The sequence below is a fragment of the Cupriavidus sp. 2TAF22 genome, from assembly GCF_052115045.1.
Taxonomy (GTDB): domain Bacteria; phylum Pseudomonadota; class Gammaproteobacteria; order Burkholderiales; family Burkholderiaceae; genus Cupriavidus.
Window position 1 is genome coordinate 23,379 of record NZ_JBFRFX010000004.1, and the last position, 13,324, is coordinate 36,702.

General features: G+C 68.1%; 10 protein-coding genes. 5 read left to right on the top strand and 5 right to left on the bottom strand.

Translation table 11 applies throughout. The features are described from left to right. Positions 1 to 101: 101 nt before the first annotated feature. From parC to AB4Z48_RS06535, 3 genes are all read right to left on the bottom strand, one after another. Positions 102 to 2,453, bottom strand: a complete 2,352-nt coding sequence (parC, locus tag AB4Z48_RS06525; protein WP_441613079.1) for a DNA topoisomerase IV subunit A — start codon at positions 2,451 to 2,453, stop codon at positions 102 to 104. A 69-nt stretch (positions 2,454 to 2,522) separates the two neighbouring features. After that, positions 2,523 to 3,323 (bottom strand): lytic transglycosylase domain-containing protein, encoded by an 801-nt coding sequence (locus AB4Z48_RS06530; protein ID WP_441613080.1) that lies wholly within the window; start codon positions 3,321 to 3,323, stop codon positions 2,523 to 2,525. 40 nt (positions 3,324 to 3,363) lie between these two features. Continuing rightward, positions 3,364 to 5,355 carry a DNA topoisomerase IV subunit B gene (locus tag AB4Z48_RS06535; protein WP_441613081.1) on the bottom strand — a complete coding sequence of 664 codons (1,992 nt, stop codon included), beginning with the start codon at positions 5,353 to 5,355 and terminating at the stop codon, positions 3,364 to 3,366. A 374-nt stretch (positions 5,356 to 5,729) separates the two neighbouring features. Here AB4Z48_RS06535 and AB4Z48_RS06540 point away from each other — a divergent pair, with 374 nt between their 5' ends. Together AB4Z48_RS06540 and AB4Z48_RS06545 are read left to right on the top strand one after the other, a co-directional pair. Next, positions 5,730 to 6,941 (top strand): MFS transporter, encoded by a 1,212-nt coding sequence (locus AB4Z48_RS06540; RefSeq protein ID WP_441613082.1) that lies wholly within the window; start codon positions 5,730 to 5,732, stop codon positions 6,939 to 6,941. Next, on the top strand, positions 6,938 to 7,075 hold the full coding sequence (locus AB4Z48_RS06545; protein WP_441613083.1) for a hypothetical protein: 138 nt from the start codon (positions 6,938 to 6,940) through the stop codon (positions 7,073 to 7,075). Before AB4Z48_RS06540 ends, AB4Z48_RS06545 begins: the two co-directional genes overlap by 4 nt. 119 nt (positions 7,076 to 7,194) lie before the next feature. Here the strand turns inward: AB4Z48_RS06545 and AB4Z48_RS06550 are convergent, their stop codons facing one another. Further along, positions 7,195 to 9,111 (bottom strand): ATP-binding cassette domain-containing protein, encoded by a 1,917-nt coding sequence (locus AB4Z48_RS06550; protein WP_441613084.1) that lies wholly within the window; start codon positions 9,109 to 9,111, stop codon positions 7,195 to 7,197. A gap of 733 nt (positions 9,112 to 9,844) precedes the next feature. Here AB4Z48_RS06550 and AB4Z48_RS06555 point away from each other — a divergent pair. Beyond that, complete coding sequence (locus tag AB4Z48_RS06555) at positions 9,845 to 10,714, top strand: amino acid ABC transporter substrate-binding protein (protein WP_441613321.1); 870 nt, start codon at positions 9,845 to 9,847, stop codon at positions 10,712 to 10,714. A 193-nt stretch (positions 10,715 to 10,907) separates the two neighbouring features. Further along, positions 10,908 to 12,125: a benzoate/H(+) symporter BenE family transporter gene (locus AB4Z48_RS06560; protein ID WP_441613085.1), complete on the top strand. Its 1,218-nt coding sequence runs from the start codon at positions 10,908 to 10,910 to the stop codon at positions 12,123 to 12,125. 36 nt (positions 12,126 to 12,161) lie between these two features. Here the strand turns inward: AB4Z48_RS06560 and AB4Z48_RS06565 are convergent, their stop codons facing one another. Further along, positions 12,162 to 12,656, bottom strand: coding sequence for a hypothetical protein (locus AB4Z48_RS06565; protein ID WP_441613086.1), 495 nt, complete (start codon positions 12,654 to 12,656; stop codon positions 12,162 to 12,164). Between the two features lie 270 nt (positions 12,657 to 12,926). On the opposite strand from AB4Z48_RS06565, the gene AB4Z48_RS06570 reads away from it, so the two are divergent. Then, complete coding sequence (locus AB4Z48_RS06570) at positions 12,927 to 13,259, top strand: DMT family transporter (RefSeq protein WP_441613087.1); 333 nt, start codon at positions 12,927 to 12,929, stop codon at positions 13,257 to 13,259. Positions 13,260 to 13,324: the final 65 nt, after the last annotated feature.

Genomic DNA, 13,324 nt, shown 5'->3' on the forward strand with positions numbered 1-13,324 from the left:
ACTAAGCAAGCAAGACGGCACGCCGGCCGGGCGGATGCCCTGGGCGGCGTGCCGGAAATGAAAAAGGCCCTGCGCTTGTCGCGCAGGGCCTGGTTGGCAGATCAGTTGCCGCCTGCCGGCGGCTCGATCCTCACGGGATCGATGCGCGGGTCCTTGAGCCTGGCCTCCAGCGCGCGGCCCTTGCGGGCGCGCTTGCCCACATACGGCAGCAGGTTCTGCCCCGCCACCTTCTGCGAGCCCGGCTTGCCGCCACGCCCTGCACCGGACAGCACCAGCCCCGGCGCGCCCACGGCGATGGCCTGCAGCAGCGTTTCCTTGGGCTCGAGCTCCATCAGGATCACGCCGCGGCCGCCGGCCGACAGGGACTTGATCTCGTCGAGCGCGACCAGCAGCATGCGGCCATTGGCCGACAGGCAGGCCACATGCGTGGCCTCCTCGCCGATCGGCGCGGGCACCAGCGGGGCGTCGCCTTCGTCCAGCGTGAGGTAGGCGCGGCCGCCCTTCTGCCGGCTGACCATGTCGCCCACCTTGGTCTGGAAGCCGTTGCCGCCCTGCGTGGCGATCAGCATGCGCTGGTCGAGTCCGCCGGCGAAGGTATGGGCGATCTGGCTGCCGGCCTGCAGCTCGATCAGCGTGGTCACCGGCACGCCGTCGCCACGCCCGCCGGGCAGCCCGGCCACCGGCACCGTGTACACACGGCCGTTGGTGCCGAACACCAGCATCACGTCCACCGTGCGGCACTCGAAGGTGCCGTAGAGCGCGTCGCCCGCCTTGAAGGTGAACTGCTGCGCGTCGTGGCCGTGGGCCTGGCGCGTGCGCACCCAGCCCTTCTGCGAGACCACCACGGTGACGGGCTCGTCGACCACGCGCACTTCGGCGGCGGCGCGGCGTTCTTCCTGGATCAGCGTGCGGCGCGGGTCCTTGTCTTCGGGGCTGAACTGCTTGGCGTCGGTCTCGATCTCCTTGATGATGCGCCGGCGCATCACGGTCTCGGACTTGAGCAGCACGTCGAGGTCGGCCTGTTCTTCGCGCAGCTCCTTCAGTTCCTTCTCGATGCGCAGGGCTTCGAGCCGGGCCAGCTGGCGCAGGCGGATTTCCAGGATGTCCTCGGCCTGGCGGTCGGACAGGCCGAAGGCCTGCATCAGCGCCGGCTTGGGTTCGTCGCTCTCGCGGATGATGCGGATCACCTCGTCGATATTGAGCAACACCAGCATGCGGCCTTCGAGGATGTGGATGCGGTCCTCGACCTTGCCCAGGCGATAGCGCGTGCGGCGCGTGACGGTCTCGAAGCGGAACGCGATCCACTCGCGCAGGATCTCGGGCAGGCCCTTCTGGCGCGGCCGGCCGTCGGTGCCGATCATCACCAGGTTGATCGACGCGCCCGACTCCAGGCTGGTATGCGCGAGCAGCGTCTGGATGAAATCCTGCTGCTCGATGTTCTTGCTCTTGGGCTCGAACACCAGGCGCACCGGCGCGTCCTTGCCGGACTCGTCGCGCACCGCGTCGAGCACGGCCAGCATGCCCTGCTTGAGCTGCAGTTGCTCGGGCGTGAGCGACTTCTTGCCGGTGCGGACCTTCGGGTTGGTGATTTCCTCGATTTCCTCGAGCACCTTCTGCGCCGACGTGCTTGGCGGCAGTTCGGTCACCACCAGTTGCCACTGGCCGCGCGCCATGTCCTCGATGATCCAGCGCGCGCGCACCTTCAGGCTGCCGCGGCCGCCCTCGTAGATCTGCGCGATATCCGAGGCCGGCGAGATGATCTGGCCGCCGCCCGGATAGTCAGGACCCGGCATCAGCGCCAGCAGCTCGGCCAGCGTGATGTTGGGATTGCGGATCATCGCCACGGTGGCCGCCGCCACTTCGCGCAGGTTGTGCGGCGGCACTTCGGTGGCCATGCCCACGGCGATGCCGGATGCGCCGTTGAGCAGCACGAAGGGCAGCCGCGCGGGCATCAGCTTGGGCTCTTCCATCGAGCCGTCGTAGTTGGGCACGAAGTCCACCGTGCCCTGGTCGATCTCGTCGAGCAGCAGGCGCGAGATCGGCGTGAGGCGCGCCTCGGTGTAGCGCATGGCCGCCGCGCCGTCGCCGTCGCGCGAGCCGAAGTTGCCCTGGCCGTCGATCAGCGGGTAGCGCAGCGAGAAGTCCTGCGCCAGGCGCACCAGCGCGTCGTAGGCGGACTGGTCGCCGTGCGGGTGATACTTGCCCAGCACGTCGCCCACCACGCGCGCGGACTTGACCGGCTTGGCGTCGGAGCGCAGGCCCATTTCGTGCATGGCGAACAGGATGCGGCGCTGCACCGGCTTCTGGCCGTCGGCCACTTCCGGCAGCGCGCGTCCCTTGACCACGCTGATGGCGTAGTCGAGGTAGGCGCGCTCGGCGTAGTGCGCGAGCGTCAGCGAGTCCGCGCCACCATCGGGCGAACCTGGGTCAAACAGAGTGTCTTGTTGTTCCATGGCTTGGCAGGAAGACGGCGCGCCTGTCTGTAGCGCGGCGCGCCGGTTGCATATTGTTCGTTGTCGGTGTCAGGGCATGTTGCGGCGCCCGCCGATCACCATCTTGACGCGGCTCACGCCGCCCGCGCCGCCTCCCGCCACGCTCGCGGGCGTGCCGCCCGGCTGGTAGAAGCGGTAGAACTGCAGCACCGTGCTGACATACTGTTGCGTCTCCGGGAACGGCGGGACGCGGTTGTTGTAGCGCTGCACCGCGCCCTCTCCCGCGTTGTACGCCGCCAGCACCAGTTCGAGGTTGCCGGGGAACAGCTCCATCAGCCAGCGCAGGTAGCGCACGCCGGCCGAGATATTGGTGCGCGGGTCCGCCAGCTTCTGCTCCACCGTGCGGCGCGCGTCGGCGGCGACGCCAAAGCGCGCGCCGGTGTCGGGAATCACCTGCATCAGCCCGATCGCGCCCTTGGGCGACACCGCGCCGGCATTGAAGCCCGACTCCACCGCCATCACCGCCTTGACCAGCGCCGGGTCCACGTTCTGCGCCTGCGCCACCTGGCGGATGATCGGCTCGACCGTGGCGATGTTCGGGTGGTTGACGATATAGCGGTAGAGCTTGTGCGTCTCCAGGTCGATCTGGCCGCCAGCGCCAGCGCCCGCGCCCGCGCCCGCGCGGCCCGGCGAGACGCGCAGCTCGCCGCCGTTCCGCATGAACAGCGTATAGCGCTCATCGAGCTTCTCGTCGGCAAAATGCGCCACGCCGTCGTCGTCGATATAGCCATAAAGCGCCGCGTGGGCCGCCGGCGCGCAAGCCAGGCCGGCCAGCAGCAGGACGGCAGCCATGCGCCGCCACCGCTTGCTCTCAGGTCTGGTATTCGCCATCGGGTTTCCTCGCGTCATGCGGATCTCGGAAGCGGGCCGCTCAGATGTCGGCCACCACCTCGTTGCCCCGCTCTTCGAGCCAGGTGCGCCGCTGCGCGGCCTCGCCCTTGCCCATCAGCATGTTCATCACGCCCACGGTCTGCGGCAGGTCGAAGCTGCCCAGCGCCACCGGCAGCAAGCGGCGCGTATCGGGGTTCATGGTGGTTTCCCAGAGCTGCTCGGCATTCATCTCGCCCAGGCCCTTGAAGCGGGAGATCTGCCAGCTGTTCTCCTTGACGCCGTCCTTGAGCAGCTTGTCCTGGATCGCCACCAGCTCGCCGTCGTCGAGCGCGTAGAGCTTCTGCGCCGGCTTCTTGCCGCGCGCGGGCGCATCCACCCGGTACAGCGGCGGGCGTGCCACGCACACATTGCCGTTGTCGATCAGCTTGGGGAAATGGCGGAAGAACAGCGTCAGCAACAGCACCTGGATGTGCGCGCCGTCCACGTCCGCGTCGGACAGGATGCAGATCTTGCCGTAGCGCAGGTTGGACAGGTCGGGCTCGTCGTTGGGGCCGTGCGGGTCCACGCCGATCGCCACCGCGATGTCGTGCACCTCGTTGTTGGCGAACAGGCGGTCGCGCTCGGTCTCCCAGGTATTGAGCACCTTGCCGCGCAGCGGCAGGATGGCCTGGAACTCCTTGTCGCGCCCCATCTTGGCCGAGCCGCCGGCGGAGTCGCCTTCGACCAGGAACAGTTCGTTGCGGGTGACGTCGGTGGATTCGCAGTCGGTCAGCTTGCCCGGCAGCACGGCCACGCCCGAGCCCTTCTTCTTCTCCACCTTCTGCGCGGCGCGCGTGCGCGCCTGGGCCTGGCGGATCACCAGCTCGGCCAGCTTCTTGCCGTACTCGACATGGTGGTTGAGCCACAGCTCCAGCGCGGGACGGCTGAAGGTGGACACCAGGCGCACCGCGTCGCGGCTGTTCAGGCGCTCCTTGATCTGGCCCTGGAACTGCGGGTCCAGCACCTTGGCCGACAGCACGAACGAGGCGCGCGCGAACACGTCTTCGCTCATCAGCTTGACGCCCTTGGGCTGCAGCGCGTGCATCTCGATAAAACTCTTGACCGCCTGGAACAGGCCCTCGCGCAGGCCGGACTCGTGCGTGCCGCCGGCCGGCGTGGGGATCAGGTTGACGTAGGACTCGCGCACCGGCGCGCCGTCCTCGGTCCAGGCCACCACCCACGTTGCGCCCTCGCCCTCGGCAAAGCCTTCTTCGGCGGCGTTGGCGTCCGGGTCGGCGAAATGCTCGCCCTCGAACATCGGCACCACCAGTTCGGCGCCGCTGCCCTGCGCCAGCGCTTCGACCAGGTAGCCCTTGAGGCCCTGGTCGTACTGCCAGGTCTGGCGCTCGCCGTTCTTCTCATGCAGCAGGGTGACCTTCACGCCTGGCAGCAGCACGGCCTTGCTGCGCAGCAGACGCTGCAACTCGGCCAGCGGGATGGTGGCCGAATCGAAATACTTGGGGTCCGGCCACACCTGCACGCGCGTGCCGCTCTTCTTCTCGCCGCGCTCGAGCTTGCGGGTGGCCAGCGGCACGGTGACGTCGCCGCCCGAGAAGGTCAGCGTGGCGTTGTTGCCGTCGCGCCAGACGGTGACGTCGAGCTGCGTCGACAGCGCGTTGGTGACCGAAACGCCGACGCCGTGCAGGCCGCCGGAAAAGGCATAGGCGCCGCCCTTGCCCTTGTCGAACTTGYCGCCCGCGTGCAGGCGCGTGAAGACGATCTCCACCACCGGGACCTGCTCTTCGGGATGGATGCCGACCGGGATGCCGCGGCCGTCGTCCTCCACGCTGACGCTGCCGTCGCGGTGCAGGGTGACCATGATCTCGGTGCCATACCCGCCCAGGGCTTCATCGGAGGCGTTGTCGATCACTTCCTGCACGATGTGCAGGGGGTTGTCGGTACGGGTGTACATGCCGGGCCGTTGCTTGACCGGCTCCAGGCCCTTGAGGACCCGGATGGAAGATTCGCTGTACTGACTGGTTTTGCTCGCCATGGAGTCGCTTGCTTAGTGGGATTCTCGGCCAGCCCGGCGCCACGGCGGTCCGCCGCGCGCCAGCCAGGGTGGCCGGGCAGCCTGCATTGTAATGGAAGCGCGTGACCGTCTTGCCACCATTCTCGATCGCATCAGCCCGCGCCCGATGCGGCACATTGCTGCGCCGTCCCGGCGCGCCACGCGGCCCCCGGATGCGGAGTAAACTCCCCCGCACCGGGCTGCGCGGCCAGGCTGCGCCCTTGCCGGGGCAGCCGGCAAGGGCGCCTGCGGCAGGCGCCGGCGAAGGATGAGAGCAGAACGAGAGAAGAACCAGAACAAAATTAGAACAACACGACAAACAGAGCCAAGGGACGCACGCCAAGATGCAGAACACCATGCAGAAGAAACCACTTTCCCTCACCACCGTGCTGATTTGCGGTGGCTTGCTGGTCACCTTGTCGATGGGCATCCGGCACGGATTCGGGCTGTTCAACCTGCCGATCACCCAGGCGCATGGCTGGAGCCGCGAGACTTTCGCCTTTGCGCTGGCGCTGCAGAACCTGATGTGGGGGGTGACCCAGCCGTTTACCGGGGCGCTGGCCGACAAGTTCGGCGCGTTCCGCATCATGCTGATCGGCGTGGCGCTCTATGTGGCAGGCCTGCTGGTCATGGCCATGGCCAGCTCCGGCACCGCCTTTGCCTCGGGCGCCGGCATCCTGATCGGCATCGCGCAATCGGGAACCACGTATAGCGTGGTCTACGGCGTGATCGGGCGCGTGGCCAGCGCCGAGAAGCGCGTGTGGGCCATGGGCATATCCGCGGCGGCGGGCTCGTTCGGGCAGTTCCTGATGATTCCGGTGGAGCAGACGCTGATTTCCACGGCCGGCTGGCAAAACGCGCTGCTCGTGCTGGCGGTGCTGGCCTGCCTGATGCTGCCGCTGGCCTTCAGCCTGCGCGAGCCGAAAGCCGAAGCGCATGCGGGCGGTTTCCAGCAGACCATCGGCCAGGCCGTGCGGGAGGCCTTCGGCAACCGCAACTTCCAGCTGCTGACGCTGGGTTACTTCGTGTGCGGGTTCCAGGTCGTGTTCATCGGCGTGCACCTTGCGCCGTACCTGAAGGACCGCGGCCTGACCGATCCCAAGGTCGCCACCGTGGCGCTGGCGCTGATCGGCCTGTTCAATGTGTTCGGCACCTACACTGCCGGCGCGCTGGGCCAGCGCATGCCCAAGCGGTACCTGCTGTCGTTCATCTACATCACCCGCTCGGTGGTGATCGCGGCCTACCTGCTGTTGCCGCTCACGGCCGCCAGCACCTGGGTGTTCGCCGCGCTGATGGGCTTGTTGTGGCTGTCCACGGTGCCGCTGACCAACGGCATCATCGCCCAGGTGTTCGGCGTGCAGTACTTGTCGATGCTGTCCGGGGTGGTGTTCTTCTCGCACCAGATCGGCAGCTTCCTGGGGGCGTGGCTGGGCGGCTTCCTCTATGACCGCACCGGCAACTACAACACGGTGTGGATGATCGCCATCGGGCTGGGCGCGCTCGCCGCACTGGTCAACCTGCCGATCCGCGAGCACGCCATCTCGCGCCCGCGGGTGGTGGCGGCATGATCGCGCGCGCCACCGTCTTGCGCGCCACCGGCTTCGCGGTGGCGGCCATGGTGCTGGCGCTGGCCTTCCTGGGCTACCTGCGGCCGGCCTTCATGGTCGACCTGACCAATATGGTGCTGGCCTGGTGCGGCTAGCGGGCCCGGCCACGCCCTGATTGATTCCTCCCCTTCCCCATGAGGGGAGAAAGGAAACGACCTCGGGCACCGCGGGCGGCCTTGGCGGAGCCTGGCAGCAGCGCGGCGGCGTCCGGACTTTACTGCGCCTCGCCCTTTGTCTTCGCCTCCAGCACTTCCCAGCGCTCCAGCGTCTCCAGCAGTTCCATCTCGATCTCGTCGTGGCGGGTGCCGAGCTGCGTCGCCTTGGCGGGATCGCTGGCGTAGAGCGTACCGTCCGCGAGTTGCGCGGACACGGTCTGCTGCTCCTTCTCGAGCGCGGCGATGCGCTCGGGCAGGCCGTCCAGTTCACGCTGCTCTTTGTACGACAGCTTGACGCGCGCGGCCGCGCGGGCCTCGCGCGGCTTGGCTGCCTCGGCGGCCTTGCGCTCGCCGCCGCGCGCTTCCTGCATGGCCGTGCTGCGTGCCGACTGCACCTGCCAGTCGGAATAGCCGCCCACGTATTCGCGCCAGCGCCCGTCGCCTTCGGCGGCAATGGTCGAGGTCACCACGTTGTCGAGGAAGGCCCGGTCGTGCGAGACCAGGAACACGGTGCCGCTATAGTCCTGCAGCAGTTCCTCGAGCAGCTCCAGCGTGTCGATGTCGAGGTCGTTGGTCGGCTCGTCGAGCACCAGCACATTGGCCGGGCGGGCGAACAGGCGCGCCAGCAGCAGGCGGTTGCGCTCGCCGCCGGACAGTGACTTCACCGGGGAACGCGCGCGCTCGGGCGCGAACAGGAAATCACCCAGGTAGCTCATCACGTGCTTGCGCTGGCCATTGATCTCGACCCAGTCGCTGCCCGGGCTGATGGTATCGGCCAGCGAGCGCTCCAGGTCGAGCTGGGTGCGCATCTGGTCGAAATACGCCACCTGCATATTGCTGCCGTTCTTCACGGTGCCGCCGTCCGGTGCCAGCTCGCCGAGGATCAGGCGCAGCAGCGTGGTCTTGCCGGCGCCGTTGGCGCCGATCAGGCCGACCTTGTCGCCGCGCATGATGGTGCCGGTGAAATCGCGCACCACCACCTTGTCGACGAAGCCCTTGCTGACGTCGGTCAGCTCGGCCACGATCTTGCCGGAGCGTTCGCCCTGCGACACCTCCAGCTTGACGTTGCCCTGCACGTCGCGCCGCGAGGCGCGCTCGCTGCGCATCGTCACCAGGCGCTGGATGCGGGCCACGCTGCGCGTGCGGCGCGCCTCCACGCCCTTGCGGATCCACACTTCCTCCTGCGCCAGCAGCTTGTCGAACTTCGCCTGCTCGACCTGCTCGGCCGCCATTTGCTCGGCCTTGCGCGTCTGGTAGGCGGCGAAGTTGCCGGGGAAGGACACCAGCCGGCCGCGGTCCAGCTCGACGATGCGGGTCGCCACGCGGTCGAGGAAGGCACGGTCGTGGGTAATGAGCAGCACGCTGCCGCGGAAGGACAGCAGCAGGTCTTCAAGCCAGCGGATGGCTTCCACGTCCAGGTGGTTGGTGGGTTCGTCGAGCAGCAGGATGTCGGGCTCGGCCACCAGCGCCTGCGCCAGCGCCACGCGCTTCTGCATGCCGCCGGACAAGGCATCCACCCGCACATTGGCGCTCAGGCCAAGCTGCGCCAGCGTGGTTTCCACGCGCGTGCGCACTTGCCACGCCCCGGCGGCGTCGACCTCGGACTGCAGGCGGTGCAACTCGGCCAGCGCGGCCTCGTCGTGGTTGTCGTCCAGCGCGGCCAGCGCGGCTTCGTATGCGACCAGCAGGTCATGGACCTGGCCCAGGCCCTGGGATACCGCATCGAATACCACCTGGCCGGGCTCGAATTGCGGCTCCTGGGGCACATAAGCCGAGGTCACGCCACTCTGGCGCGCGATCAGGCCATCGTCCGGCGCGGACAGGCCGGCCACGATCTTGAGCAGCGAGGACTTGCCCGAGCCGTTGCGGCCAATCAGGCCGACGCGCTCGCCGGCTTCCAGGGAGAAGTCGGCATGGTCGAGCAAGGCCACATGCCCAAAGGCGAGCTGGGCGTCGGAAATCGAAAACAGGGCCATGGGAGCAGCAGTACGAAAAGGAAGACAGAGGTGGCGGCACGGGCGCGGCGCTGGCGCCCACGGGCGCAAGGCACGACGAAGGCGCGGCAGAACGGTGCTCGCCCAGCGCCACGCGGGCAGCGCGTCGCGCCGGACCGGGCGCCAGGATGCCAGGTAGCCGGCATTGTAGACCAGTGTGGCCTCGCGGCCCGGCGGCGGGGGCCGGCGACCGGCCCGGCATGCGCCGGAAAAAAAGAAGGGCCCGCGCTGGCGCGGGCCCAAGAGTCTCTCCTCGGTGCCCTGCTCGCAAGGCACGAATGCAGGATAGCAAGGGCCCCGGCGCCGCTCTAGTCGGACAAATCCGTAAGGGAAAGCCCCGTCAACGTGCACCGCTCTCGCCCACGGTGCGCGACGCACCCGGATGCCCTGTTCAAACCCCCGTTTTAGTGCGCAGTTGCGCGCCGCGCAACACTCCCCTGGGCGCGTATTGTCGAGCCGCGCACGGCCATGGAACAATGGCCGCCGGTCAAGCAAGCCGCAGCACGACGGCAGCAACTTACAAAAAGCCGGTCAGCAACCGGTGCGGGCAGCCCGACGCCAGACAACGCTTGTTCTGCGATTAGTCGTTCCAGCCGCTTTTCTTTGTACGGGGAATTCCATGATCTATCCGCGTTCGCATTGCTTGCGCGACGCCCGGCCGGGGTTCGCGCCTGCCCGGGGCCGCGCGCTGCCCTTGCTGTCCACGCTTGCACTGATGCTGACGGTGGCCGCGGGCATGCCGCCTGCCGTGGCCCAGACGTCGGCGACACCCGTCCTGCTGCGCATCCAGCAGAGCGGCACGCTGCGCATCGCCCACCGCGAAAGCTCGGTGCCGTTCTCGTTCGTGGCGGACGGCAAGCCGTTCGGCTACGCGGTCGACCTTTGCCTGCGCGTGGCCGACTCGCTGCGCGACGCCCTGAAGATGCCGGGCCTGAGGGTGGAATACGTGCCGGTCACGCCGGCCAGCCGCATCCCCGCCATCGTCGAAGGCAAGGCCGATCTCGAGTGCGGCTCCACCACCAACAACCGCGAACGGCGCGAACAGGTCGCCTTCACCATCCCGCACTACATCGCCGGCAGCCGCATGCTGGTCAAGAGCGACTCGGGCATCCGCAAGCTGAGCGACCTGCGCGGCAAGACCGTGGTCTCGACGACCGGCACCACGCCGCTGGCCATGGTGCGCCAGATCAACGGTGCCGGCGCCATGCAGATGAAGGTGCTGGAAGCCAAGGACCATGCCGAGGCCTTCGCCATGGTCGAGCAAGGCAAGGCCGACGCCTTCATCATGGACGACGTGCTGCTCTACGGCCTGCGCGCCAATGCGAAGAACCCGGCGAGCTTCACCATTACCAGCGAACTGCTGACGATCGAGCCTTACGCGATCATGCTGTCGCGCCGGGATGCAGAGTTCAAGCACCTGGTGGACAAGGCACTGATCGCCTCGATCTATTCGCAGGATACGCAGAAGCTCTACAAGAAGTGGTTCCAGTCGCCGATCCCGCCGAACGGGGTCAACCTCGATATCCCGATGAGCTACCTGCTGCGGGATTCGTTCAAGTTCCCCAGCGACAAGGTCGCCGACTGAGCCGGTGCCCCGGGACGCGTCCCGGGGCGGCCACGCCCTGGCGCGGGCAGGCAGGCGACAAAAAAGAGGAGACTCGTGCGAAGATGGCGGCCCGGCCGCATCCGCGGTTCTTCGCTTTCTTCGCCGTCTCGTTTCCCTGCCGCGCGCTCCGGGGCTCACAGGCCTCGTGAGGTATCGCCGGCAACCCTGCCCGATGCCCGCCACTGTCCCGCCCAAGCTCTCCGATCTCTCCGTCCCGGCGCTCGTCGCCGGCCTGATAGCCATGCTGACCGGCTACACCAGCTCGCTGGTGCTGATGATCCAGGCCGGCCAGGCCGCGCATCTCTCCGATGCGCAGGTCGCATCGTGGATCTGGGCGCTATCGATCGGCATGGGTGTCACCACCATCGGGCTGTCGCTGCTGACGCGCGCGCCCATCGTGATCGCCTGGTCCACGCCCGGCGCGGCGCTGCTCATCGCCAGCCTGCCCGGCGTGCCCTACCCGGAAGCCATCGGCGCCTTCGTGATGGCAGCATTGCTGATGACCGCGGCAGGGCTGACGGGCTGGTTCGACAAGCTGATGCGCGCCCTGCCGGCCAGCATTGCCTCCGCGCTGCTGGCCGGCATCCTGTTCCGCATCAGCGTCGATGTGTTCGTACAGGTCCAGCAGCAGACCGTGTTGCTGCTGGTGATGTTTGCGCTCTACCTGGCCGGCAGGCGCTGGTGGCCGCGCTACGCGGTGCCTGGCGTGCTGGTGGCGGGCGTGGCACTGGCCGGCGCGCTGGGCCAGTTGCATTTCGAAGCGTTCCATTTCGCGCTGGCGGCGCCGGTGTGGACCACGCCGGCCTTCTCCGTGCAGGCGTTCGTCAGCATCGCGGTGCCACTATTCATCGTCGCGCTGGCTTCGCAGAACGTGCCCGGGCTGGCGGTGCTGCGCGCCGACGGCTATCACGTTGCCGCCTCGCCACTGATCGCCGTGACCGGCATCGCCTCCGCCCTGCTCGCGCCGTTCGGCTCGCACGGCATCAACCTGGCCGCGATCACGGCAGCGATCTGCACCGGCCCGCAGGCCGACCCCGACCGCGACCGCCGCTACACGGCAGCCGTGGTTTGCGGCATCGGCTATCTGGTGGCGGGTGTGCTTGCCGCCAGCATCGCGGCGCTGTTCGCCGCCTTTCCCAAGGCGCTGGTGGTGGCGGTGGCGGCCTTCGCCCTGCTCGGCTCCATCGCCAGCGGGCTGACCACGGCCATGCAGGTGCCAGCCGAACGCGAGGCGGCCTTGCTGACCTTCATGATCACCGCCTCCGGCATGACGCTGGCGGGCGTGGGCTCGGCCTTCTGGGGCGTGGTGGGTGGCATGCTGGCGCTGCTGGTGCTGCGCCCGCGCGCCGCCCCGGCAAGCGGCCAGGGCCGCGACGCGCAGTCAAGATGAAGCGAGACGGCCCCGGACTCTTGCCGGGCGTGCCGCTCAGAGCAGCAGGAAAGCGATATCGGCGGCGCACATGCCGGATAGCGGCGCGCCCTTGCGGCGCTGGAAGAGAATGTGCTGCAGCACGCGGTCGCGGTGCTCGGCGAAGACGGCGGGATCGAAACTCAGCGCGGTCAGCGCGTAGTGCTCGGCCAGCAGCTTGTAGACCCGGTGGCGCACCATCAGCATCTCGCTCTCGGCGCGCAGGCGGCTGACCTCGCCGGCGTTGTCCTCTTCGAGCTGCCGCATGCCCACCACCACCCGCGCATGCATGCCACGGTAGCGGTCCAGTTCGCCATGCGCCTTGCGCAGTTCCTCGCGCAGCGCCCGTACCTCCTGCTGCAAACGCAGATTGTGCTGGACGCCCCGCTGGATGCGCGACGCCTCCTCCAGCGCCACATCCGCGGCGGCAATCGTGTTCTGCCAGACCCCCTGCCCCGCCAGCGCGCCATCCACCTGCGGCCAAACGGTCTGCAACTCGTCGTCGCCTTTCATGGCGCCCCCCTGTGAACCTGACTCACCCGCCTCCGGCTTTATCGTATTGCCAGCTGGTCGGCACTACCGCGACATACCAGGCTCTCTGAGGAACCCTAACTGCGATTGAAGGCCGCATCCCGGCGCGGGGCAACCACCTGAAAGTAGGGGGTTGTCCGTGGCCGCGCGCCCGCGCCCGCCCGGTTACGCACTGTACACCCCCTTCCCGGCCCGGCCGACGCCATGTGGGAAAATGCGCACCCGGCGACAATCAATGCAGGAAAACGACCGATGAACAGCTACGTGCTCCTGGCCCTGGCCATCGTGGCCGAAGTGATTGCCACCAGCAGCCTCAAGGCCGCCGACAATTTCACGCGCCTGCTCCCCAGCTTGCTGGTGGTAAGCGGCTATGTGGCCGCCTTCTTCCTGCTGATGCAGGTCATGAAAACCGTGCCGGTCGGCATTGCCTACGCCATCTGGTGCGGCGCCGGCATCGTGCTGGTCACGCTGATCGCCGGCGTGCTGTACCGGCAGATCCCGGACCTGGCGGCATGGCTGGGCATCGGCCTGATCGTGGCGGGGGTGGCGGTGATCCAGTTGTTTTCGAAGACGGGGGCGCATTGAGTGATCCGGCGGCGCATAGTCAAGCCCGGGAGAGTGCCGCAGGTTCCGGGCTTCCCTGCAGACGG